The 25,842-nt window shown below is 72.7% G+C and carries 3 protein-coding genes; all 3 read left to right on the top strand.

Features of this window, described 5'->3' with window-relative positions; translation table 11 throughout:
* Positions 1–283 precede the first annotated feature (283 nt).
* From BMZ82_RS31350 to BMZ82_RS31340, 3 genes are read left to right on the top strand one after another with little or no spacing between them, the layout of a single operon-like run.
* Positions 284–24,367: a non-ribosomal peptide synthetase gene (locus tag BMZ82_RS31350; protein WP_093780787.1), complete on the top strand. Its 24,084-nt coding sequence runs from the start codon at positions 284–286 to the stop codon at positions 24,365–24,367.
* The gene (locus tag BMZ82_RS31345; RefSeq protein ID WP_093780786.1) at positions 24,364–24,591 is read left to right on the top strand and encodes an MbtH family protein; all 228 of its coding nucleotides are present in this window, start codon (positions 24,364–24,366) and stop codon (positions 24,589–24,591) included. Before BMZ82_RS31350 ends, BMZ82_RS31345 begins: the two co-directional genes overlap by 4 nt.
* Positions 24,588–25,841, top strand: coding sequence for a cytochrome P450 family protein (locus BMZ82_RS31340; protein ID WP_256252214.1), 1,254 nt, complete (start codon positions 24,588–24,590; stop codon positions 25,839–25,841). Before BMZ82_RS31345 ends, BMZ82_RS31340 begins: the two co-directional genes overlap by 4 nt.
* Position 25,842 lies beyond the last annotated feature (1 nt).

Genomic DNA, 25,842 nt, shown 5'->3' with positions numbered 1-25,842 from the left:
ACCGCCCGGTACCGGGGGCCACCGCCCGACCAGGGTGACCCCGGCACCGCCCGCCCGACCCCTGACTGCTCCCCGCCCGCCCCCCGACTGCCCGCTCGCCCGGTCGTCCCTCCCCCTCGACGACTTCTTCCGCAGCCTGCGCCCGTCCGCGCGTCTGCACCCGCGTCTGCACCCGCGCCTGCGCCCGCGCCCGCGTCCCCGGGCGGCCAGGTGGCCGTCTTCCCGTCCCCGCGACTCGCTCCCGGCGGCCCCGGCTCCACACAGCACCTCTGGAGGTACCCCCATGTCTGCTCGCGATGACGTCGCCCTGCCCCTGACGGCGGCTCAGCGCGAACTCTGGCTCGCCGAACAGCGCACGGACGGGGTGATCCCCACCTACCGCATCGGTGAGTACGTGGACCTCCCCGGCCCCGTCGACACCGACCTGTTCACCACCGCACTGCGCCAGGTCGTCGCCGAGAACGAGGCCCTGCACGTCACCTTCACCCATGGTGCCGGCGACGACGACGGACCACGGCAGATCATGCGGGGCGAGCCCGGGGACTGGAGCCCCCGCCACCTCGACCTGAGCACGCACGACGACCCGCGCGCCGCCGCCCTGGAATGGATGGCCGCCGACCGCCTGCGCCCCCTCGACCTCACCCGCGACCGCCTCTTCAGCCAGGCCCTGATCAAGCTGTCGGACGACCACCACCTCTGGTACCACAGCTACCACCACCTCCTCTCCGACGGCCTCGGATACGCCCTGATCGCCCGCCGGGTCGCGGCCGTCCACACCGCGCTCGCCGAGGGACGTACGCCGGAGCCGACCCCGTTCCCGCCGCTGCGCGCCGTCGTGGACAGCGACGCCGGCTACCGTGCCTCCGACCGCTTCACCGCCGACCGCGCGTACTGGGACGAGCGCCTCACCGCGCTCCCCGAGCCCGTCCGCATCGGCCGCTCCGCAGGCCGCCTCACCGCAGGCCCGAGGCACACCCCGCTGCCCGACGGGCCCGTCCGCCACGCCCTGAACACGCTGGCCGCGCGCGCCGGAGTGCGCTGGTCGCGCGTCCTGATCGCGGCCACCGCCCTGTACGTGCACCGCCGCACCGGCGCGTACGACGTCCTCCTCGGCCTCCCCGTCACCGGCCGCGACCACGGCGACCCGGTCCTCGGGGCGACCCCGGGCGTGGTGTCCAACATGGTGCCGCTGCGGCTGACCGTACGGCCCGGCATGTCCTGGTCCGCGCTGCTCGGGCAGGTCGACGCCGAGGTCCGGGCCGCGGTACGGCACCAGCGCTACCGCGGCGAGGACATGCACCGCGACCTGGGCCTGCCCGGCGACCCGGGCTCGGCCTACGCCGCGGTCGTCAACATCATGTCCTTCGACAGCGACCTCAGCTTCGCGGGCCTGACGGCGACCGCGCACAGCCTCGCCGAGGGCCCCGCCACCGAACTCGCCGTATGGGCGCTGGACCGCCACGACGGCACCGGCCCGCACCTCAAACTCCAGGCCGCCGCCGACGCCTGGGACGACGACGAACGCCGCGCCCACCAACACGGCCTGACCAGCCTCCTGGTAAGCCTCGCCGACACGACCGACGACGAACGCCCCGTCGGTCGCCTCCAGTTGCCGATGCCAGCGTCGGCACCGTCGTCCAACCCGGCGGCACCCGCCCACCTCGCCGACCTCTTCGAGCAGCAGGTCGGCCGGACGCCGGACGCCGTCGCCGTCGTGGCCTCCGACGCGACCCTCACCTACGCCGAACTCGACGCCCGCGCCAACCGGTTGGCCCACCTCCTCACCGCGCACGGCGCCGGTCCGGAGCGCCTGGTCGCGCTCGCGCTGCCCCGCTCCGCCGAGCTGGTCGCGGCCGTCCTGGCGGTCCTGAAGACCGGCGCGGCCTACGTCCCCCTCGACCCGGACCATCCCGCCGCCCGCCTCGCCGACCTCCTCGACGACACCCGCCCGACCGTCCTGGTGACCGACGGCGACACCCGGCCGCGGCTGCCGCACCACGCGACCGCCGACGTCGTCGTCCTGGACGCCCCCGACACGGCCGCGCGCCTCACCGCCGCACCGCGCACCGCCCCGCACGGTGCCCGCGACCCGCGTCACCCCGCCTACGTCATCCACACCTCGGGCTCCACCGGACGCCCCAAGGGCGTCATGGCCACCCACGCGGCGGTGACCAACCTGGTACTCCACCAACTCGGCGCGCTGTACCCGTTCTTGGACGATTCCTCGGACGGCTTCGTGGCCGACCGGATGCGGGTGGCGCTGACCACCTCCCTCTCCTTCGACGCCTCCTGGGACCAGCTCGGCTGCCTGTTCGCCGGGCACGAACTGCACGTCCTCGACCGCGACACCTGGGCCGACCCGCAGGCCTTCCTCGCCCAACTCACCCGCCACCGCCTCGACTTCGTCAACGCCACCCCGTCGTACCTACGGGTCCTTCTCGACCACGGCCTCCTGGACGGGGAGCGGGAAGGCGGGGCGCGGTGGCGGCCGTCCGTGATCGTCGCCGGCGGCGAGGCCGTACCGGACAGCCTCTGGCAGGAGTTGCGCGCCGCCGACGGCGTCCGCGTCCACAACTTCTACGGCCCCACCGAATGCACCGTCGACGCCGTCACCGCGTCCCTCGACACCACCGCCCGGCCCGCGATCGGAACCCCGGTGACCGGTTGCCGCGCCCACGTCCTCGACAGCGCCCTGCAACCCGTCCCCGACGGAGCGTCCGGCGAGCTGTACATCGCGGGCGCCGGCCTGGCCCGGGGCTACCTGAACCGGCCCGGACTCACCGGCGAGCGTTTCGTCCCCGACCCCTACGGCCCGCCCGGCACCCGCATGTACCGCACCGGCGACCTCGTCCGGCGCACCTCGCAGGGCGTGCTCGAATATCTGGGCCGCGCCGACGACCAGGTCAAGGTCCGCGGCTTCCGCGTCGAACCCGCCGAGATCGAGGCGCAGTTGAGCGCCCACCCGGCCGTGGCCCACACGTCGGTCGTGGCCCGCCAGGACGGTGACACCTCTCGGCTGGTCGCGTACGTCGTCGGCGAGCCCGGCAGTACCCCGCCGCACCCGGACGAACTCCGCGCCCACCTGCGCGAACGCCTCCCCGACCACATGGTCCCGGCCGCGTTCGTCACGCTCGACGCGCTGCCGCTGACCCCCACCGGAAAGCTCGACCGGCAGGCCCTGCCCGCCCCCGCCGCCCCGGACACCCGGGAGAGCCGCGCCCCGCGCACCGCCCGCGAGGAACTGCTGTGCGGACTGTTCGCCGACGTCCTCGGCGTCCCGCACGTCGGCGTCGACGACGACTTCTTCGCCCTCGGCGGCCACTCGCTGCTCGCCATGCGCCTGTTGGCGCGGATCCGCACCGCCCTCGACACCGATCTGCGGCTCGGCGACCTCTTCGACGCCCCGACCCCCGCGTCCCTCGACTCCGTCCTGGACACCAGGGACAGCACGGCCACCACCGGTCCCACCCGCCCCGCGCTGCGCCCCTACGAGCGGCCGGACGCCGTGCCGCTGTCCTCCGCGCAGCGCCGCCTGTGGTTCCTCCAGCGCATCGAAGGCACCGGCGTCACCTACCACATCCCGCTCGCCCTGCGCCTGTCCGGCAGTCTCGACCGGGCCGCCCTCGCAGCGGCCCTGCGCGATGTCGTCGCCCGGCACGAGAGCCTGCGCACCGTCTTCCCCGACGAACGCGGGGTGCCCTGCCAGCGCGTCCTGGACGTCGACCGGGCCGCGCCCCGCCCGACCGTCACCCCCGTCACCGAGGCCGACCTCCCCGACCTGCTCACCGCCGCCGCGCGCCGCCCCTTCGACCTGGCGTCCGAACCGCCCGTCCACACCGAGCTGTTCGCGCTCGCACCCGACGAGCATGTGCTCCTCCTCGTCGTCCACCACATCGTCGGCGACGGCTGGTCCCTGTCCGCCCTGGCCGACGACGTCACCCGCGCCTACGCGGCCCGCTGCCGGGGCGAGCAGCCCGACTGGGCTCCGCTGCCCGTGCAGTACGCCGACTACACCCTCTGGCAGCGCGACCTCCTCGGCGACGCCACCGACCCCGACAGCCTCTCGGCCCGCCAACTCGCTTTCTGGTCCGCCAACTTGGCCGACCTGCCCGAGCGGCTAGAGCTGCCCTTCGACCGGCCCCGCCCGGCCGCGACGACCTACCGTGGCGAGCAACTGCCCCTGAGCCTGGACGCCGAACTCCACCGCAGGCTCCGGGAACTCGCCGGCGCCCACGGCGCGACCCTGTTCATGGTCCTCCAGGCAGGCCTTTCCGCTCTGCTCGGCAAGCTCGGTGCGGGCACCGACATTCCGCTCGGCGCGCCCGTCGCCGGCCGCACCGACGAGGCCGCCGACGACCTGGTCGGCTTCTTCGTCAACACGCTCGTCCTGCGCACCGACCTCTCCGGCGACCCCACCTTCACCGAGCTCCTCGACCGGGTCCGCCGCAATGCCCTGGCCGCCTACGCCCACCAGGACCTGCCGTTCGAGCACCTGGTGGAGGAGCTCAACCCGACGCGTTCCCTGGCCCACCACCCGCTGTTCCAGACGATGCTGGCCCTGCAGAACGGTCCGCTCGGCGAGTTCGACCTGCCCGGCCTGCACGTGCGGACGAGCCTGGTCTCCACCCGCACCGCCAAGTGCGACCTCACCTTCAACCTGGCCGAACGCACCCACCCCGACGGCACCCCGGCCGGCCTCGTCGGCACAGTGGAGTACAGCACCGACCTGTTCGACCGGGAGACAGTCGAGACGATCACCGCCCGCTGGGCACACCTGCTGAACACGCTGACCGCCCAACCGGCCCAACGCCTCAGCCGGTTCGACGTCCTGACGGACGCGGAACGCGAACTGCTGCTGCCCGCGCCCAGCAGCATCGAAGCGCCGTCCGTCGTGGACGGCGGTGGCAGCCTGGTGGGGTTGTTCGAGGCGCGGGTGCGGGAGACACCGGACGCGGTGGCGGTCGTCGCCCCGGGCGAAGTGTCCCTCTCCTATGGGGAGTTGAACCAGCGGGCCAACAGGGTCGCTCATGCGCTGATCGGGCGTGGGGTCAGCGTCGAGGACGTCGTCGCTCTGGCGTTGCCGCGTTCGGCGGAGTTGGTGGTCGCGGTTCTGGGTGTGCTGAAGGCAGGGGCCGCCTATCTGCCGGTGGATCCGGACTATCCGGCGGCGCGGCGCGAGTTCATGCTTGAGGACGCCCAACCAGTGCTGGTCCTGGACGACTTGGCGGCAATGGAGTCGGAGGGCTTGCCGGACACCGACCCCGTCGTGGCGCTGGACTCCCAGGACCCGGCCTACGTGATCTATACGTCGGGTTCGACGGGGCGTCCGAAGGGTGTGGTGGTTCCGCACGGGAATGTGGCGCGGTTGTTCGCGGCGACGCGGGAGTGGTTCGAGTTCGGCCCGGACGACGTGTGGACGCTCTTCCACTCCTATGCGTTCGACTTCTCGGTGTGGGAGTTGTGGGGTCCGCTGCTGCACGGCGGTCGGTTGGTGGTGGTGCCGTTCGAGACGTCGCGGTCGCCGGAGGCGTTCCTGCGGCTGCTGGCGGAGGAGCGGGTGACGGTTCTGAACCAGACGCCGTCGGCCTTCTATCAGTTGATGCAGGCCGACCGGGAGAACCCGGGTACTGAACTCGCCTTGCGCACGGTCGTGTTCGGCGGTGAGGCACTGGAACCGGCCCGGCTGTCCGACTGGTACGCCCGGCACGCGGACGATGCTCCCGTACTGGTCAACATGTACGGCATCACCGAGACCACCGTCCATGTCACCCACACCGCCCTCACCCGGGACAGTGCCGTCGCAGGCACCGCGAGTGTGATCGGGGCGGCGATCCCCGACCTGCTCGTCCACGTGCTCGACGACCACCTGCGTCCCGTACCGCCGGGCGTGGCAGGGGAGTTGTACGTCGCCGGGGCAGGGCTCGCCCGTGGGTATCTCAACCGGCCCGCGCTGTCCGCCTCCCGCTTCGTCGCCGACCCCTACGGACCTGCCGGCACGCGGATGTACCGCTCCGGTGACGTCGTGCGCCGCACCGCCCGTGGCGTGCTGGAGTTCGTCGGACGCGCCGACGACCAGGTCAAGGTGCGCGGCTTCCGCATCGAACTCGGCGAGATCGAGGCCGCGTTGGCGGCCCATCCCGAGGTGGGCGACGTGACCGTCGTGGCCCGCCAGGACCGTGCCGACGACACCCGGCTCGTCGCCTACGTCGTCCCCGCACCCGGCGGCACGGCGCACCCCGCCACGCTCCGCGAGCACCTCCGTGAACGCCTCCCGGAGTACATGATCCCGGCCGCGTTCGTCGCGCTGGAGGCGCTGCCGCTCACCGTCAACGGCAAACTGGACCGGCGGGCACTGCCCGAACCGCAGTTCGGCGGCGGTCTGGGCGCGGGCCGGGCACCGCGCACCCCGCAGGAGCAGATCCTGTGCGAGCTGTTCGCCGAGATCCTCGGAGTCGCCGAGACCGGTGTGGACGACGGCTTCTTCGACCTTGGCGGTCACTCCCTGCTCGCCACCCGGCTGGTCGCCCGCGTCCGGGCCACCCTGGGCGTGGAGTTGGAGCTGCGCACCCTGTTCGAGGCCCCGACGCCGGCCGGGCTGGCCGCGAGCCTGGCGGGTGCCGGACAGGCCCGGCTCGCCCTCACCCCGTACGCGGAGCGGCCCGAACTGGTCCCGCTGTCGTTCGCCCAGCGCCGCCTGTGGTTCCTGCACCAGTTGGAGGGCGCGACCGCCAACTACAACATTCCGCTCGCCTGGCGGCTCACCGGTTCGCTCGACCGGCCCGCCCTGGAACAGGCACTCGCCGACGTCCTGGGCCGCCACGAGAGCCTGCGCACGCTGTACCCGCAGATCGACGGCACCCCGTATCAGAGGATCCTCACGCAGTCCGCGGCGCAGGACCGGCTGCGGCTGACGGAGCTGGAGACCACCGAGGCGGACCTCGACGCCGTGCTGGCGGAGGCACTGCGCCGCCCCTTCGACCTGGCCGTCGATCTGTCCCTGTACGCCGAGCTGTTCGCGCTCGGCCCGGACGAGCACGTGCTGCTGCTGGTCATCCACCACATCGCGGGCGACGGCTGGTCCCTCGGACCGCTGGCGCACAACCTCGCCGACGCCTACGCCGCCCGCTGCCGGGGCGCGGAGCCCGACTGGTCGCCGCTGCCCGTGCAGTACGCCGACTACACCCTCTGGCAGCACCAACTGCTGGGCGACGCCACCGATCCCGACAGCCTGTTCGCCCGCCAGGCCGCCCACTGGACGAGCACGCTGCGCGGACTTCCCGAGCAGATCCAACTCCCCACCGACCGGCCCCGCCCGGCCGTCGCCTCCCACGAGGGAGGCTTCGTCCGGGTCCGGCTGGACGCCGAACTGCACGAGAACCTGCGGGAGTTGGCCCGCGAGCAGGGCACCAGTCTGTTCATGGTGCTCCAGGCCGGACTCGCCGCGCTGCTGAACAAGCTCGGGGCCGGGGACGACATCCCGGTCGGCAGCCTCATCGCCGGCCGCACCGACCAGGCCCTCGACGACCTGATCGGCTACTTCGTCAACACCCTCGTCTTCCGCAGCGACACCTCGGGCGACCCGACCTTCACCGAACTCCTCGGCCGCGTACGGGACGTGGCCCTGGCCGCCTACGCCCACCAGGACCTGCCCTTCGAGTACCTCGTCGAGGCCCTCAACCCGGCGCGCTCTCTGGCCCATCACCCGCTCTTCCAGGTGATGCTCGTCCTACAGAACGCCCCCGGCGTCGACTTCGCCCCGCCCGGCCTGTCCACCAGCAGCGTCCAGCTCACCACCACCACGTCCAAGCTCGACCTGATCTTCTCCATGTCCGAACGGCACACGGACGACGGAGCCCCGCAGGGCATCGACGGCTTCGTCGAGTACGCGGGTGACCTGTACGACGCCGACACGGTCCAGGCCATGTGCGACCGCTGGGTACGTCTGCTGCGCACGGCGGTCACCGAACCGGGCCGTCGGCTCAGCCGGTTCGACGTCCTGACGGAGGCAGAACGGCGACGGTCGCTGCCCACCGCCGAGTCGTTCGCCGCGGAAGACAGCCTGGTGGGGTTGTTCGAGGCGCGGGTGCGGGAGACGCCGGACGCGGTGGCGGTCGTCGCGCCGGGTGAAGTGGCCTTGTCGTATAGGGAGTTGAACCGGCGGGCCAACAGGGTCGCGCATGCGTTGATCCGGCGCGGGGTAAGTGCCGAGGACATTGTCGCCTTGGCGCTGCCGCGCTCGGCGGAGTTGGTCGTAGCGGTTCTGGGCGTGCTGAAGGCGGGGGCCGCCTATCTGCCTCTCGACCCCGACTACCCGTCCGCCCGACGAGAGTTGATGCTTGAGGACGCCCGTCCGGTGCTGGTCATCGACGACCTGAGCGGGGTGGAGACGGAAGACCTCCCCGACAACGACACCGACACCGACACTGACACCGATCCTGACGTGTCGGTGCGTTCGCAGCACCCGGCCTACGTGATCTATACGTCGGGTTCGACGGGGCGTCCGAAGGGTGTGGTGGTTCCGCACGGGAATGTGGTGCGGTTGTTCGCGGCGACGCGGGCGTGGTTCGAGTTCGGGCCGGAGGACGTGTGGACGCTCTTCCACTCTTACGCGTTCGACTTCTCGGTGTGGGAGTTGTGGGGCCCGCTGCTGCACGGCGGTCGGTTGGTGGTGGTGCCGTTCGAGACGTCGCGGTCGCCGGAGGCGTTCCTGCGGTTGTTGGCGGCGGAGCGGGTGACGGTCCTGAGCCAGACGCCGTCGGCTTTCTACCAGTTGATGCAGGCCGACCGGGAGAACCCGGGTACTGAACTCGCCCTGCGCACGGTCGTGTTCGGCGGTGAGGCACTGGAACCGGCCCGGCTGTCCGACTGGTACGCCCGGCACGCGGACGATGCTCCCGTGCTGGTGAACATGTACGGCATCACCGAGACCACCGTCCACGTCACCCACACCGCCCTCGACGCCCGGTCGGCCAACGGCGACGGCTCCAGCGTGATCGGCTCGCGCATCCCGGACCTGCGGACGTATGTGCTCGACCGATGGCTGTGCCCCGTACCGGCAGGTGTGGTGGGGGAGTTGTACGTCGCCGGGGCCGGGCTCGCCCGTGGGTATCTCAACCGGCCCGCGCTGACCGCCGAGCGCTTCGTCGCCGACCCCTACGGACCGGCCGGCACCCGTATGTACCGCACGGGTGACCTGGTGCGCCTGCGGGCCGACGGCACGCTGGAGTACGCTGGACGCGCCGACGACCAGGTCAAGGTGCGCGGCTTCCGCATCGAACTCGGCGAGATCGAGGCCGCGTTGGCGACCCATCCTGGCGTCGGTGACGTGGCCGTGGTGGCGCGGCAGGACCGTGCTGACGACACCCGGCTCGTCGCGTACGTCGTCCCGGTCGGCGCGGGGGACGTCGAACCGGACGTCCTGCGGGGGTATCTGCGGGACCGGCTGCCGGAGTTCATGGTCCCGGCGACGTTCGTCGCGATGGAGGCGCTGCCGCTGACCGTCAACGGCAAGCTGGACCGGAAGGCCCTGCCCGAACCGGAGTTCACGCCCGACGCGGCCGGACGCGCGCCGCGTACTCCGCAGGAGCAGGTGCTCGCCGAACTGTTCGCGGAAGTGCTCGGAGTCGAACGCGTCGGCGTGGACGACGACTTCTTCGGCCTGGGCGGTCACTCCCTGCTCGCCACCCGGCTCGTCGCCCGCGTCCGCGCCGCCCTGGGGGCCGAACTCGAACTGCGCGCCCTCTTCGAGACGCCGACCGTGGCCGGTCTCGCGGAAGGGCTGGGCGGTGCCGGTGAGGCGCGGCCCGCGCTGGTGCCGGTTTCGCGGCCGGAGCGGATGCCGCTGTCGTCCGCGCAGCACCGCCTGTGGTTCCTGCACCAACTCGACGGGAACAGCGCCGCCTACCACATCCCGCTCGCCTGGCGGCTGAACGGCCCCCTCGACCGTCAGGCCCTCGGCCAGGCCCTCGCCGACGTGGTGGCCCGGCACGAGATCCTGCGCACCCTCTACCCGACGGCCGCCGACGGAGTGCCCTACCAGCTCGTCCTGAACGCCGATGCCGAACAGGCCCGCCCGGACCTGCCCCTCACCGAGATCGATGCGACCGGCGAGGCCGACGAGGCCGAGCTGCTCGCGCTGCTCGACCGTGCCGTACGGCGGACCTTCGACCTCGCCGCCGAACCGCCCCTGCGCGCCGAGCTGTTCACCACCGGGGCAAACCGGCACGTCCTACTCGTCGTCGTGCACCACATCGCGGGCGACGGCTGGTCGCTGGGCCCGCTGTCCAGGGACCTGGCGACCGCGTACGCGGCGCGCAGCGCGGGACAGCGGCCCAACTGGGCTCCGCTGCCGGTGCAGTACGCCGACTACACCCTCTGGCAGCGTGCGCTGCTCGGCGAACCGGCCGACCCCGGCAGCCTGTTCACCCGGCAGGCCGCCCACTGGACGAGCACGCTGAGCGGGCTTCCCGAGCAGATCCAGTTGCCCACCGACCGGCCGCGCCCGGCGACGCCGTCCTTCCAGGGCCGGCATCTGCCCGTCACCCTCGACGCCGAACTGCACGCCGGACTCCTCGGTCTGGCCCGGCAGCACGGTGCCAGCCTGTTCATGGTGCTCCAAGCCGCACTCGCCGCGCTGCTGAAGAAACTGGGCGCGGGAGACGACATCCCCGTCGGCAGCCTCATCGCCGGGCGTACCGACGAGGCTCTGGACGACCTCGTCGGGTTCTTCGTCAACACGCTCGTGCTGCGCACGGACACCTCGGGAGACCCGAGCTTCTCCGAACTCCTGGGCCGCGTACGCGAGTCGGCCCTCGGGGCCTACGCCCACCAGGAACTGCCCTTCGACCACCTGGTCGAGGCGCTCAACCCGGCCCGGTCGCTGTCCCGCCAGCCGCTGTTCCAAGTACTTCTCGCGCTGCAGAACGTGCCGCGCGGCACCTTCGACCTGCCGGGCCTGCACGCCGAGATCCTGCCCGTGCACCACGCCACGGCCATGTTCGACCTGTCCTTCCACCTGCTGGAGCGCGGCACCGGGGAAGCGGCCGGCCTGCACGGCTACGTCGAGTACGCCACCGACCTGTTCGACGACGCCACGGTCGAGCGGCTCCTCGCCCGCTGGACGCGCCTGCTGCACGAGGCGGTCGCCCACCCGGACCGGCCCATCGGCCGCTTCGACGTCCTCCTCGACGACGAACACGACCGGCTCCTCGGGGGGACGCCGGACGGGGCGACGGCAGACGGGTGGGTGGCAGAGGGGGCGGCACCGGCTGCCGTAAGCCTGCCCGAGCTGTTCCAGGCCCAGGTGCGGGCCACCCCGGACACCCCCGCGGTCGTCACCGAGGCCACCGTCCTCACGTATGCGCAGCTCAACGCCCGTGCGAACCGGCTGGCGCACGCGCTCATCGGGCGGGGCGTCGGACCGGAGACGGTCGTCGCGCTCGTCCTGCCCCGCTCGGCCGAACTGGTCGTCGCGATCCTGGCGGTCCTCAAGACCGGCGCCGCCTACCTGCCCGTGGACCCGGAGTATCCGGCCTCGCGCCGCACGTTCATGCTGGACGACGCCCGTCCGATCCTCGTCCTGGACGACCCGGCCACCGTGGACGCACACGTCGGTCACCCCGACACCGACCCTGACGTCGCGATCGACGGCCGTCATCCGGCGTACGTCATCTACACCTCGGGTTCCACCGGACGGCCCAAGGCCGTCGTGATGCCGTCGGCCGCGCTCGCCAACCTGCTGCACTGGCACCACCGCGGTGTCGGCGGCGGCACCGGCACCCGGACCGCGCAGTTCACCGCGGTGAGCTTCGACGTGTCGGTGCAGGAGACCCTGTCCGCGCTGCTGTACGGCAAGACGCTCGTGATCCCCACCGAGGAGCAACGGCGCAGCGCCGAACTCCTCGCCGGGTGGCTGGAGTCGCACCGCGTCGAGGAGCTGTTCGCGCCGGCCCTGGTGCTGGAGGCGCTCGCGGAGGCCGCCGAGGAACACGGCCGGGACCTGCCGCACCTGCGGACCATCGCCCAGGCCGGCGAGGCGATGCGGCTCGGTGACGCGCTGCGCCGCTTCCACGCCCGCCGCCCGGACCGACGCCTGCACAACCACTACGGCCCGGCGGAGACCCACGTCGTGACCGGGTACACCCTCCCCGCCGACCTAGGCGACTGCCCGCTGCCGGTGCCCATCGGCCGCCCCGTCGACCACACCCGCGCGTACGTCCTCGACGCCGCGCTGCGCCCCGTACCGACCGGCGTGCCCGGCGAGCTGTACATCGCCGGGGCCTGCCTGGCCCGGGGGTACCAGAACCGGCCCGCCCTGACCGCCGAACGCTTCGTCGCCGACCCCTACGGGCCGGCCGGGGCCCGCATGTACCGCACCGGCGACCTCGCACGCTGGCGTACGGACGGCGAGCTGGAGTTCCTCGGCCGTGCCGACCACCAGGTGAAGGTACGCGGCTTCCGCGTCGAACCCGGCGAGGTCGAGGCCGCGCTCACCGCCCACCCGACGCTCGCGCGGGCCGTCGTCGTCCCCCGCGAGGACCGGCTCGTCGCCTACGTCGTCCCGGCCGCCGGGGCGAGCGTCGTACCCGTCGTACTGCTGGACCACCTGCGCGACCGCCTCCCCGACTACATGGTTCCGTCGCACGTGGTCGCCCTGGACGCCATCCCGCTCACCCCGAACGGCAAACTCGACCGGGCCGCCCTGCCCGACCCCGCCCCGGACACCCGCAGCAGCCGGGCACCGCGCACCCCGCAGGAGCAGATCCTGTGCGACCTGTTCGCCGAGGTGCTGGGTCTCGAACGCGCCGGTCTCGACGACGACTTCTTCGACCTGGGCGGCCACTCCCTGCTGGCCACCCGGCTGGTGTCCCGCATCCGCGCCACCCTCGGTGTCGAACTGCCCCTGCGCCACCTCTTCGAGGCCCCCACCCCGGCCGGACTCGCCACCCGCCTCGACGAAGCCGCCGTGGCCCGCCCGGTCCTCACCCCCGCCCCGCGCACCGGGCAACTGCCGCCGCTGCCACTGTCGTTCGCCCAGCGCCGCCTGTGGTTCCTGCACCGGCTGGAAGGCGCGAACGCCGGCTACCACATGCCGCTCGCGCTACGGCTGCGCGGACCGCTCGACCGGGCCGCCCTCGCCGAGGCCCTCACCGACGTCGTCGGCCGGCACGAAACGCTGCGCACGGTGTTTCCGCACACGGACGGCGTACCGCACCAGCGGATCCTGCCCGCCGCCGAGGCCCGCATCCCCCTCAGGGTCACCGAGGCCGACGAGTCCGACCTCCCCGCACTCCTGACCGCGGCTGCCCGCCACGACTTCGACCTCGCCATCGAACTCCCCCTGCGCGCCCACCTGTTCACGCTCGCCGCAGACGAACACGTCCTCCTCCTCGCCCTGCACCACATCGCCGCCGACGGCTGGTCCCTGCGCCCCCTGTCGACGGACCTGGCGACCGCCTACGCGGCCCGCCGCGCCGGACAGCAGCCCGACTGGGCCCAACTCCCCGTGCAGTACGCCGACTACACCCTCTGGCAACGCGACCTCCTCGGCGACGAGTCCGACGCGAACAGCACCTACGCACGCCAACTCGCCCACTGGACAGACACCCTGACGGGCCTGCCCGACCTCCTCCACCTGCCCACCGACCGGCCGCGCCCCGCCGACTCCACCCACCGGGGCGGCCTGTTCACCACGTCCGTCGACGCCGAACTCCACGGCGCGCTGGCCGCCCTCGCCCGCCGCACCGGCACCAGCCTGTTCATGGTGCTCCAAGCCGGTCTCGCCGCCCTCTACACCCGTCTCGGCGCGGGCACCGACATCCCCGTCGGCAGCCCCTTCGCCGGTCGTACCGACCAGGCCCTCGACGATCTCGTCGGGTTCTTCGTCAACACGCTCGTGCTGCGCACGGACACCTCCGGCGACCCGACCTTCACCGAACTCCTCGGCCGGGTACGGGAGTCCGCCCTCGCCGCCTACGCCCACCAGGACGTCCCCTTCGAGCACCTCGTCGAGGCCCTGAACCCGGCCCGCTCGCTCTCCCACCACCCGCTGTTCCAGACGCTGCTCGCCGTCCAGAACGCCCCCGACGGCGACTTCGCCCTAGACGGCCTGGAGACCTCCCCGCAGCCCGTGCGCACCGGCACCGCCCGCCTCGACCTGGCCTTCGCCCTCACCGAACGGCGTCGCCCGGACGGCACGCCCGACGGCCTCGACGCCATCGTCGAGTACAGCGCCGACCTGTTCGACGAGGACACCGTCCGCACCCTCTTCGCCCGGTGGACGCGCCTGCTGACCGCCGCCGTCACGGCACCCGACCGCCCGATCGGCCGCCTCGACATCCTCACCGCCGACGAACGGCACACACTCCTGCCCGTCGCCGACGCCGTCGAGGTTCCGGACGCCACGTTCCCCGAGTTGTTCCGGCAGCAGGCGGCCCGCCGCCCGGACGCGGTCGCCGTCGTGTCCGGCGACACCGAGCTGACGTATGCCGAACTCGACGCGCGCGCCAACCAGTTCGCGCATGCCGTCATGAGTGGTGGTGTGGGTGCGGAGGATGTCGTCGCTCTCGTTCTGCCGCGTTCGGTCGAGCTGGTCGTGGCGATCCTGGGGACGATGAAGGCGGGAGCCGCCTATCTGCCCGTAGACCCCGGTTACCCCGAGGCGCGTATCGCGCACATGCTGGCGGACGCTCAACCGGCCCTGTTCATCGATGACTTGGACTTCATCGCCGACCACCCGGCAACCGATCCCGCAGTCTCCGTGGACGGACGGCATCCCGCCTACGTCATCTACACCTCCGGTTCGACCGGGCGGCCCAAGGGCGTCGTCGTCACCCACGGTGGCGTGCCCAGCCTGGTCGCGGCGCAGGTGGCTCGGCTCGGCCTCGACGACTCCAGCCGGGTGCTCCAGCTCAGTTCACCGAGCTTCGACGCCTCGTTCTGGGACCTGTGCGCCGCGCTGCTCACCGGAGCGTGCCTGGTCCTGGCCCCGGCCGATGCTCCTCTGGCGGGCCTGACGTCGGACATCTCTCATGTGACGTTGCCGCCGTCGGTGTTGGCGGCGGTGGAGGAGTTGTCGGTGTCGACGTTGGTGGTGGCGGGGGAGGCGTGTGCGCCGGAGTTGGTGGCGCGGTGGGCTTCTGGGCGGCGGATGATCAATGCGTATGGTCCGACGGAGACGACGGTGTGCGCGACGATGAGTGCGCCGTTGTCGGCGGTGTCGGGTGGGGTTCCGTCGATCGGGCGGGCGATCGTCAACGCGCGTGTGTATGTGCTGGATTCGGTGTTGCAGCCTGTGCCGCCCGGTGTGCCGGGTGAGTTGTATGTGTCGGGTGCGGGTCTTGCGCGTGGGTATCTGCGGCAGCCTGGCCTGACCGCAGGCCGGTTCGTCGCCGATCCTTTCGGTGCGGCCCCTGGTGGGCGGATGTATCGCACAGGGGACGTGGTGCGGTGGCGGGTGGACGGTGAGTTGGAGTTCGTCGGTCGTGCTGACGAGCAGGTGAAGGTGCGGGGGTTCCGGGTCGAGCCCGGTGAGATCGAGACCGTGCTCGCCGCGCATCCCGCCGTGGCGCATGCTGTGGTCGCCGTGCGGCAGGAGCGGCTCGTCGGCTATGCCGTGGCCGAGCGGGACGCCGAACCGCAGCCGGCCGTGCTGCTCGGCTTCCTGCGGGACCGGCTCCCCGAACACCTGGTGCCGAGCGCGGTCGTCCTGCTGGACGCCCTGCCGCTGACCCCCAACGGCAAGCTCGACAAGGCCGCTCTGTCCACCCCGGACTTCGCGTCCGAGACCGCCGCCGGGCGTGCGCCGCGCACCCCGAGGGAACAGTTGCTGGCCGGGCTGTTCGCCGAGGTGCTGGGCGTCGAACGGGTCGGCCTCGACGACAGTTTCTTCGACCTGGGCGGCCACTCCCTGCTCGCCACCCGGTTCGTCTCCCGCGTCCGCGCCGTGCTGGGGGCCGAACTCGCCCTGCGCACCCTGTTCGAGACGCCGACCGTGGCCGGACTCGCCGCAGCGCTCGACGGTGCCGACCGGGCCAGGCCCGCCCTGACGGCGGCCGACCGGCCCGAGCGGACACCCCTGTCGTTCGCGCAGCGCCGGCTGTGGTTCCTCCAGCAGATGGACGGCCCCGGTGCCAGCTACAACATCCCCCTCGCCCTGCGCCTGTCCGGGCGGCTCGACGAGCGGGCGCTGACCGAGGCCCTCGCGGACGTCGTCACCCGGCACGAGACCCTCCGCACGGTCTTCCCCGAGGCCCACGGCACCCCGTACCAGAACGTGCTGGACCCCGACACCGCCCGCCCGCGCCTGCGCGCCACGCACACCGACGAGTCCCGGTTGGCACAGGAACTCGCCGAAGCCGCCCGCCATCCCTTCGACCTGTCCACCGAAGTCCCCCTGCGCGCCCATCTGTTCGCGCTCTCGGGCGATGAGCACGTCCTGCTGCTCGTCATGCACCACATCGCCGGCGACGGATGGTCCACCGGACCCCTCTCCCGCGACCTCGCCGAGGCGTACGCCGCCCGCAGCGCGGGCCACAAGCCCGAATGGGTGCCGCTGGCAGCCCAGTACGCCGACTACACCCTCTGGCAGCGCGAACTGCTCGGCGACCCGACCGCCCCAGACAGCGTCTTCGCCGCCCAACTCGGTTACTGGAAGGAGCGGTTGGCGGACCTGCCGGACCAACTCCGGCTGCCCGTCGACCGGCCACGCCCGGCCGTCGCCTCCTACCGGGGCGAGCACCTGCTCGTCGAGCTGGACACCGAGCTGCACGCCGGACTGGCCCGGCTCGCACGCCGCTCGGGCGCGAGCCTGTTCATGGTGCTGCGTGCCGCCCTCGCCGCCCTGTTCACCCGTCTCGGCGCGGGCACCGACATCCCCGTCGGCAGCCCCATCGCCGGCCGCACCGACCAGGCGCTCGACGACCTCGTCGGGTTCTTCGTCAACTCGCTCGTGCTGCGCACCGACACCTCCGGCGACCCCTCGTTCGAGGAGCTGGTGCGCCGGGTGCGGGAGAACGCGCTGGGTGCCTACGCCCACCAGGACCTGCCGTTCGAGAACCTCGTGGAGGAGCTGAACCCGGCCCGCTCGCTTTCCCAACACCCCTTGTTCCAGGTGATGTTCGCGCTTCAGAACGCGCCGATGGGCGAGTTCGACCTGCCCGGCCTGCGGGTGGCGCCGGTGACCGTGCCCACCGGCACCGCCAAGTTCGACCTCGGCTTCAACCTGTACGAGCGGCACGCCGGCGACGGCTCCCCGGCGGGCATCGCGGGCGCGGTCGAGTACGCCACCGACCTGTACGACCGGGCCACGGTCGCCGACCTCGTCGACCGCTGGACCCGGCTGCTGCACGCCGTCGTCGCCGACCCCGCCCGCCCTGTCGCCCGCATCGACCTCCTCTCCGCCGACGAACGCCACCGCCTGCTCCACGACGCCCATGACGCCGACGGCACCGCCGTACCCGTCGACCCGGTTCCGCTGCCGACCGCCTTCGCACGGCAGGTACGGGCCACGCCCGACGCGGTGGCCCTGGTGGTGTCAGGCGACGACGACACCGAGCTGACGTACGCCGAACTCGACGCGCGTGCCAATCAGTTCGCGCACGCCGTCATGGGCAGTGGTGGGGTCGGGGCTGAGGACGTCGTCGCCCTTGTCCTGCCGCGCTCGGTGGACCTGGTCGTGGCGATCCTGGGGACGATGAAGGCCGGGGCCGCCTACCTGCCCGTCGACCCCGGTTACCCCGAGGCGCGTATCGCGTTCATGCTGGACGACGCCCAACCGGCGGTGGTGGTCCGTGACTTGGACTTTGTCGCCGACCACCCGGTGACCGATCCCGCGGTCTCCGTGGACGTACGGCATCCCGCCTATGTCATCTACACCTCCGGTTCGACCGGGCGGCCCAAGGGTGTCGTCGTCAGTCACGCGGGCATCGCGCATCTGGTGGCCGCGCAGGTCGAGCGGTTCGCCATCGACGCGACGAGCCGGGTGCTCCAGTTCGCCTCGCCCAGCTTCGACGCGTCCGTGTCCGAGCTGTACACGGCCCTGCTCACCGGGGCGACTCTCGTCCTCCCGCCGCCGAACAACCCCTTGGCGGGCCTCACTTCGGACATCTCCCATGTGACGTTGCCGCCGTCGGTGTTGGCGGCGGTGGAGGAGTTGTCGGTGTCGACGTTGGTGGTGGCGGGGGAGGCGTGTGCGCCGGAGTTGGTGGCGCGGTGGGCTTCTGGGCGGCGGATGATCAATGCGTATGGTCCGACGGAGACGACGGTGTGCGCGACGATGAGTGCGCCGTTGTCGGCGTCCTCGGGTGGGGTTCCGTCGATCGGGCGGGCGATCGTCAACGCGCGTGTGTATGTGCTGGATTCGGCGTTGCAGCCTGTGTCGCCCGGTGTTCCCGGTGAGTTGTATGTGTCGGGTGCGGGTCTTGCGCGTGGTTATCTGCGGCAGCCCGGTCTGACCGCCGGCCGGTTCGTCGCCGATCCGTTCGGCGCGGCTCCTGGTGGGCGGATGTATCGCACGGGTGATGTGGTGCGGTGGCGGGTGGACGGTGAGTTGGAGTTCGTCGGTCGTGCCGATGAGCAGGTGAAGGTGCGGGGGTTCCGGGTCGAGCCCGGTGAGATCGAGACCGTGCTCACCGCTCATCCGGCTGTCGGGCGGGCCGTCGTGGCCGTACGCGATGAGCGGCTCGTCGGCTATGTCGTCCCCGCCGCCGACACCGCGGTGGCATCCAGTCCGGAGCGCGAGCAGGACCACATCGCCGGCTGGCGGGAGATCTACGACGCCCTGCCGGTCAGGGCCGCGCAGGCCGCCCTCGGTGAGAACTTCACCGGCTGGAACAGCAGTTACGACGGCCGTCCCATCCCCGAGGCGGAGATGCGGGAGTGGCGGGACGCCACCGTGGCCCGCATCCGGGCGCTGAAGCCGCGCCGGGTCCTGGAGGTCGGCGTCGGCACGGGGCTGCTGCTGGCCCGGGTCGCGCCGGACTGCGAGACGTACTGGGCCACCGACTTCTCGGCAACGGCCATCGACGCCGTCCGTGAACAGGTCGGCCGGGAACCGGAGTTGGCGGCGCGGGTCGTGCTGCGCACCCAACCCGCGCACGACGTATCCGAGTTGCCCGGCGGGTTCGACACCATCGTGATCAACTCGGTCGTCCAGTACTTCCCCAGCGCCGAGTATTTGCTCGACGTCGTCCGGAAGCTGACCTCGCTCCTCGCGCCCGGCGGCGCGCTGTTCATCGGCGATGTGCGCAACCTGCGGTCGCAGCGGGCGCTGGCCACCGCCGTCCAGTTGCACCGCGGCAACGACGACACCGAACCCGATTCCATGGAGGTTCGCCGGGCCGTCGAGCGGGCGTTGCGCACCGAGGAGGAACTCCTCGTCGATCCCGACTTCTTCGCCGCGCTGCGGGGCCAGGTCGACGCGGTCGGCGCGGTCGTCGTCGAGGTCAAGCGCGGTCGGCACCACAACGAACTCACCCGCCACCGCTACGACGTCACCCTGCACACCCGGCCCACCGGGCAGTGGAACGGTTTCACGGAGGTCTCCTGGGGCCGTGCCGTGGCCACGCCGGACGACGTACACGACCTCGTGGCCGCGGAGGACCCCCCGGTCCTGCGGATCACGGGCGTGCCCAACGCCCGGCTGACCGGCGAGGTCGCCGCCGACCGGGCCGTGCACGGGGACGACGCCACCACCGCGCCCGGAACCGTCGACCCCGATGCCGACCCCGGTGTCGACCCCGAGGTCTGGCACGCGCTGGGCGCTTCCACGGGGCGTCGGACGTACGTCACCTGGTCGCCGGACGCCCCCGACACCGTCGACGTCGTGCTCGTCGACCCGGCGCGGGCGGACGACCCGGACGCTCCCGTCGAGGCGTACTGGCCGGCCCGCCACACCGGGACGTTCACCAACACACCGGCCGCCGACCGGACTTCGGGCTCGCTCGTCCGTGACCTGCGGGACTACGTGCGCGTACGGCTCCCCGAGCACCTCGTGCCGTCCCTGTTCGTCGTGCTCGACGAGCTTCCGCTCACCGCCAACGGCAAGCTGGACCGGGCCGCCCTGCCCGCCCCCGCCGACATGGCGAGCCGGGGCAGCCGGGAGCCGCGCACCCCGCAGGAGGAACTGCTCGTGCACCTCTTCGCCGAGGTGCTCGGTGTGGGCCGGGTCGGCGTCGACGACAGCTTCTTCGACCTGGGCGGACACTCGCTGCTCGCCACCCGGCTGGTCTCCCGCGTCCGGGCCGCCCTGGGCGCCGAACTCGACGTCCGCGCCCTGTTCGAGGCACCCACACCGGCCCTGCTCGCCGTCCGGCTCGACGAGGCCGGGGAGGCGCGGACGCCGCTGACCGCCCGCGCGGAGCGTCCGGAGCGGGTGCCGCTGTCGTACGCCCAGCGGCGGCTGTGGTTCCTGCACCGGATGGAGGGGCCGAGCGCCGCCACGTACGTCATGCCGCTGGCGCTGCGGCTGACCGGTGCCCTCGACCGGACGGCGCTGCGGCTGGCGCTCGGTGACGTCGTCGCCCGGCACGAGAGTCTGCGGACGGTGTTCCCGGAGGCCGACGGCGTACCCCACCAACTCGTCCTGGACGTACGTCCGGAGATGCCGGTGACCGAGGCGGACGAGGCGCGGCTGCCGGAACTGCTCGCCGGGGCCGTACGGCGCGGCTTCGACCTCGCCGTCGAACCACCCCTGCGCGCCGAGCTGTTCGCGCTCACGCCCGACGATCACGTGCTGTTGATCGCCGTCCACCACATCGCCGGGGACGGCTGGTCGATGGGTCCGCTGTCCCGGGACCTGGCGAGCGCCTACGCAGCCCGGCGCGAGGGCGAGACGCCCGACTGGGCAGCCCTGCCCGTGCAGTACGTCGACTACGCCCTCTGGCAACGGGAGTTGCTCGGCGACGCGTCCGACGTGGACAGTCGGCTCGCCGCCCAACTCGCCTACTGGACACAGACCTTGGCGGAACTGCCCGCGCAGATCGCGGTGCCGGCCGACCGGCCGCGGCCGGCCGTCGCCTCGCAGCGCGGCAGCACGCTGCCGATCCACCTCGACGCCCGACTCCACCGCTCCTTGCGGGACTTGACGGCCGAGCACGGTGCCAGCATGTTCATGGCCCTGCAAGCCGGTCTCGCCGCGCTGCTGAGCCGCCTCGGCGCGGGCACCGACATCCCCGTCGGCAGCCCGGTGGCAGGGCGCACCGACCAGGCGCTGGACGATCTCGTCGGGTTCTTCGTCAACACGCTCGTGCTGCGCACGGACACCTCGGGCGACCCGACCTTCACCGAACTCCTCGGCCGGGTAAGGGAGAACGCCCTGGCCGCCTACGCGCACCAGGACGTGCCGTTCGAGCACCTCGTGGAGGTTCTCAACCCGGCCCGCTCGCTCTCCCACCACCCCCTCTTCCAGGTGATGCTGGCCCTGCAGAACGCCCCCGGCGCAGGCTCCGGCGGTGGCTTCGGGCTGGCCGGGCTCACGGTCGAGCCGGTGGGCGTGCCGACCGGCACCGCCCGCTGCGACCTCACCCTCAGCCTCACCGAGCGGTACGCCGACGACGGCACCCCCGAGGGCCTCACCGGCGCGGTCGAGTACGCCACCGACCTGTTCGACGCGCCCACCGTGGCCACCCTCGTCGCCCGCTGGACCCGCCTGCTGGAGGCGGTCGCGGCCCGGCCCGGGGAGCCCGTCGGCGGCATCGACCTGCTGGCGGACGACGAACGCCACCGGCTGCTGGTCGGCCACAACGACACCGGGGCCGTACTACCCGCCGCCGCCCGCCGCTCCCTGCCGGAACTGTTCGCCGAGCGGGTCCGGGCCACCCCCGACGCGGTGGCCGTGGCGACCGGCGACGACACACTCACGTACGCCGAACTCGACGCCCGCGCCAACCGCCTCGCCCACGCGCTCGTCGGCCAGGGGGTGCGGGCCGAGACACCGGTGGCCGTGCTCATGGAACGCTCGGCCGATCTGGTCGTCGCCATCCTCGGCGTCGTCAAGGCGGGCGGTGGATACGTGCCGCTCGACCCCGGGTTCCCGCCCGCCCGCATCGACCTCGTCGTCCGGGAGACCGGCGCCGCCCTCGTCCTCACCGAGGACGTGCTCACCGCCCTGCTGGCCGCCGAACCGCGCACCGACGCACCCCAAGTCGACTGCCGTCCGGACCAGTTGGCGTACGTGATGTACACCTCCGGCTCCACCGGCCGCCCCAAGGGCATCGCCGTCACCCACGCCGACGTGGCCGGACTCGCCCTCGCCCCCTGCTGGGGCACCGACGACGCCCACACCCGGGTGCTGCTGCACGCGCCGGCCGCGTTCGATGCGTCCACCTACGAGCTGTGGGTGCCGCTGCTGGGCGGCGGCAGTGTCGTCGTCGCACCGCAAGGGCGTCTCGACGTACGGGAGTTGTGTGCCACGGTCGCCGAACAGCGGGTGACCGGGCTGTGGTTGACGGCCGGGCTGTTCAGGGTCGTGGCCGAGGAGGAGCCCGCCGGGCTCGCCGGGGTGCGCGAGGTGTGGACCGGCGGTGATGTCGTGTCCGCGACGGCCGTCGCCCGCGTCATGGACGCCTGCCCGGGCCTGCGGGTCGTCAACGGCTACGGCCCGACGGAGACCACCACCTTCGCCGCCCACCACCGCATGGACACCCCGCCCGACCCCACCCGTTCCGTACCCCTCGGACGGCCCATGGCCGGCATGCGGCTGTACGTCCTCGACGAGCGGCTGCGGCCCGCCCCGACCGGTGTGGTGGGCGAGCTGTACATCGCCGGGACGGGTGTCGCCCGCGGCTACGCCGACCGCCCCGCCGCCACCGCCGAACGCTTCACCGCCGACCCCTACGGGCCGCCCGGCACCCGCATGTACCGCTCCGGCGACCTCGCCCGGTGGCTCGACGACGGCACCCTGGAATTCGCCGGCCGCGCCGACGACCAGGTCAAGCTGCGGGGCTTCCGCGTCGAACCCGGCGAGGTCGAGGCCGCCCTCGCCCGCTGCCCCGGCGTCGCCCAGGCGGCCGTCGTCGCCCGCGAGGACCGCCCCGGCGACCAACGCCTCGTCGCCTACGTGGTCCCCGCCGCCGACGCCAACACCCCTGCCGGAACTGGTCACTTCGACCCGCACGCCGTCGCCGAGCTGCTCCGGCGCGACCTGCCCGCCTACCTCCTCCCCGCCGCCTTCGTCACCCTCGACGCGCTTCCGCTGACCGCCAACGGCAAGCTCGACCGGGCCGCCCTGCCCGCCCCCGAGTACGGCCCCGGCAGCGACGGCACCGGACGCGGCCCGCGCACCCCGCACGAGCAGGTGCTGTGCGATCTGTTCGCCGAGGTGCTCGGCCGGGACCGGGTCGGCATCGACGACGGGTTCTTCGACCTCGGCGGTCACTCCCTGCTCGCCGCCCGCCTCGTCGCCCGGATCCGCGACACCCTGGGCGCCGAACTCGGACTGCGCACCCTCTTCCAGACCCCGACCGTCGCCGGACTCGCCGAACGGCTCGCGCTGCGCGACACCGACGACTCCCTGGACGTCCTGCTGCCGCTGCGCCCGGAGGGCTCGGGCACCCCGCTGTTCTGCGTCCACCCGGGCGGCGGCATCAGTTGGTGCTACAGCGGACTGCTCAACCACCTCGCCCCCGAACACCCCGTGTACGCGATCCAGGCCCGCAGCCTCGGCCGCGACGAACCCCGCCCCACCTCCTACGAGGAGATGGCCGCCGACTACGCCGAACAGATCCGCAAGGTCCAGCCGGAGGGCCCCTATTTGCTCCTCGGCTGGTCGGCCGGCGGGCTCATCGCACACGCCGTCGCCACCGAACTCCAGCGGCAGGGGCAGCGCACCGAGCTCCTCGCGATCCTCGACGCCTACCCGGTCGCCGACCTCACCTTCGACGAACCGCCCGTGCCCAGCGAACGCGACGTCCTGGTCGGCATGCTCGACTGCGACCCCGCCGAAGTGGGCCCGGAACCGCTCAGCCACGAGCAGGTCGTGGAGGTGCTGCGGCGGCGCGGCAGCGCCCTGGCCGGGCTCACCGAACGGCACATCGAGGCCGTCGTCGCCATCATGATCAACAACGCGAGCCTGGCGCTGACGTTCCGACCCGCCCTGTTCCAAGGGGACATGCTCCTGTTCAACTCCACCATCGACCGCGAACAGGACTCCCCGGGCGCCGACGTCTGGCGCCCCTACGTCACCGGGTCCATCGACTCGTACGACATCACCGCCCGCCACGACCGCATGACCCAGCCGGGCTCCCTCGCGCAGCTCGGCCCGCTCCTCGCCGCCCGCATCACCGAGATCCAGCGGCAACTGTCCGACCGTCATCTGTCCGACCGTCAGCCATCCGACAGCAACCCGACCACGCAGGAGAACCAGTCGTGAACAACCCCTTCGAGGACCAGGACGCCACCTACCTCGTACTCGTCAACGACGAGGCGCAGTACTCCCTTTGGCCCGCCTTCGCCGACGTCCCCGACGGCTGGACCGTCGCCCACCCCGAGGACACCCGCGCGGCCTGCCTGGAGTACATCGAGGCCAACTGGACCGACATGCGGCCCAAGAGCCTCGTCGACGCGATGGCGGCGGCGACGGACCCCACGTCGTGAGTACCGTCACCACCGGCGTGGCGGACTTCGCGGCGGCGCTTCAGTCGGACGCGTTCCGCCGCGACCCGTACCCGACGTATGCCCGGATGCGCGCCGAGTGTCCGGTGTACCCGGCGCCGCAGGGCGTCTGGTACGTCACCCGGCACGCCGACGTCGAACAGGCCCTCGGCGACCTGCGGTTGTCGAACGACCGGGAGCGGATGACCGGGGCGCTGGTCGCCCGCGACGGCCGGATGCGCGACCTGAGCCGGCTCACCGCGCGGCTCGGGCGGGTCATGAGCAACACCGACCCGCCGGACCACGCGCGGCTGCGGGGGCTCGTCAACAAGGCGTTCACCGCCCGCCGGGTCGAGCAGTTGCGGGAGCGGATCCAGCAGGTCGTGGACCGGCTCGTCGACGACGCCCTCACCGCGGGGCCGCCGACCGACGTGCTCACCGCCGTCGCCGCGCCGCTGCCGCACACCGTGGTCTGCGAACTGTTCGGGATCCCCGAGGCCGACCGGGACCGCGTCAAGGAGTGGTTCCGCGGGCTCGGCCGGATCCACGAGGACATCGAGCGCGCCGAGAAGGTCGTCGACGAGTTCGAGGCCTACCTGACCGCGCTCGCCGCGCGGCGGCGCGCCGAACCCGGCGACGACCTGATCAGCGCCCTCGTCACGGCGCAGGCGCGCGGCGACCGGCTCACCGACCACGAGCTGCTGTCGACGTGCTTCCTGCTGATCACCGCGGGCGACGAGACGACGACCAACCTCATCGGCAACGGCGTCCTCGCGCTCCTGCGCCACCCGGACCAACTGGCCCGGCTGCGCGCCGAACCGGCGCTGATCCGCACGGCCGTCGACGAGATCGTCCGCTACGACAGTCCCAGCCAGGCCATCGTCCGGGTGGCCGCCGAGGACGTACCGCTGGGCGGGCGCACCGTGCCCGCCGGTGACCTCGTGTATCTGTTCCTCTCCGCGGCGGGCCGCGACCCCGACCGGCACGAGGAGCCCGACCGGCTCGACCTGACCCGCCCCGCCCACCGCCACCTCGGCTTCGGCCACGGGCCGCACTTCTGCCTCGGCGCGCCCCTGGCCCGCCTGGAGACCGAGCTGGCCATCGGCACCCTCGTCCGCCGGCTGCCCGAGCTGCGGCTCGCCGTCGAACCGGCGGAACTCGAGTGGCGGCCCAACCCGCTCCAACGCCGGCTGACGGCACTGCCGGTCACGTACACCACCGTCACCATCCCCACCGTCCGAGAGAGGAAGTGAC

It is taken from the genome of Streptomyces sp. yr375, assembly GCF_900110755.1.
In the GTDB taxonomy this organism is placed as follows: Bacteria; Actinomycetota; Actinomycetes; order Streptomycetales; family Streptomycetaceae; genus Streptomyces.
This window is presented reverse-complemented; position numbering and strand designations above follow the sequence as displayed.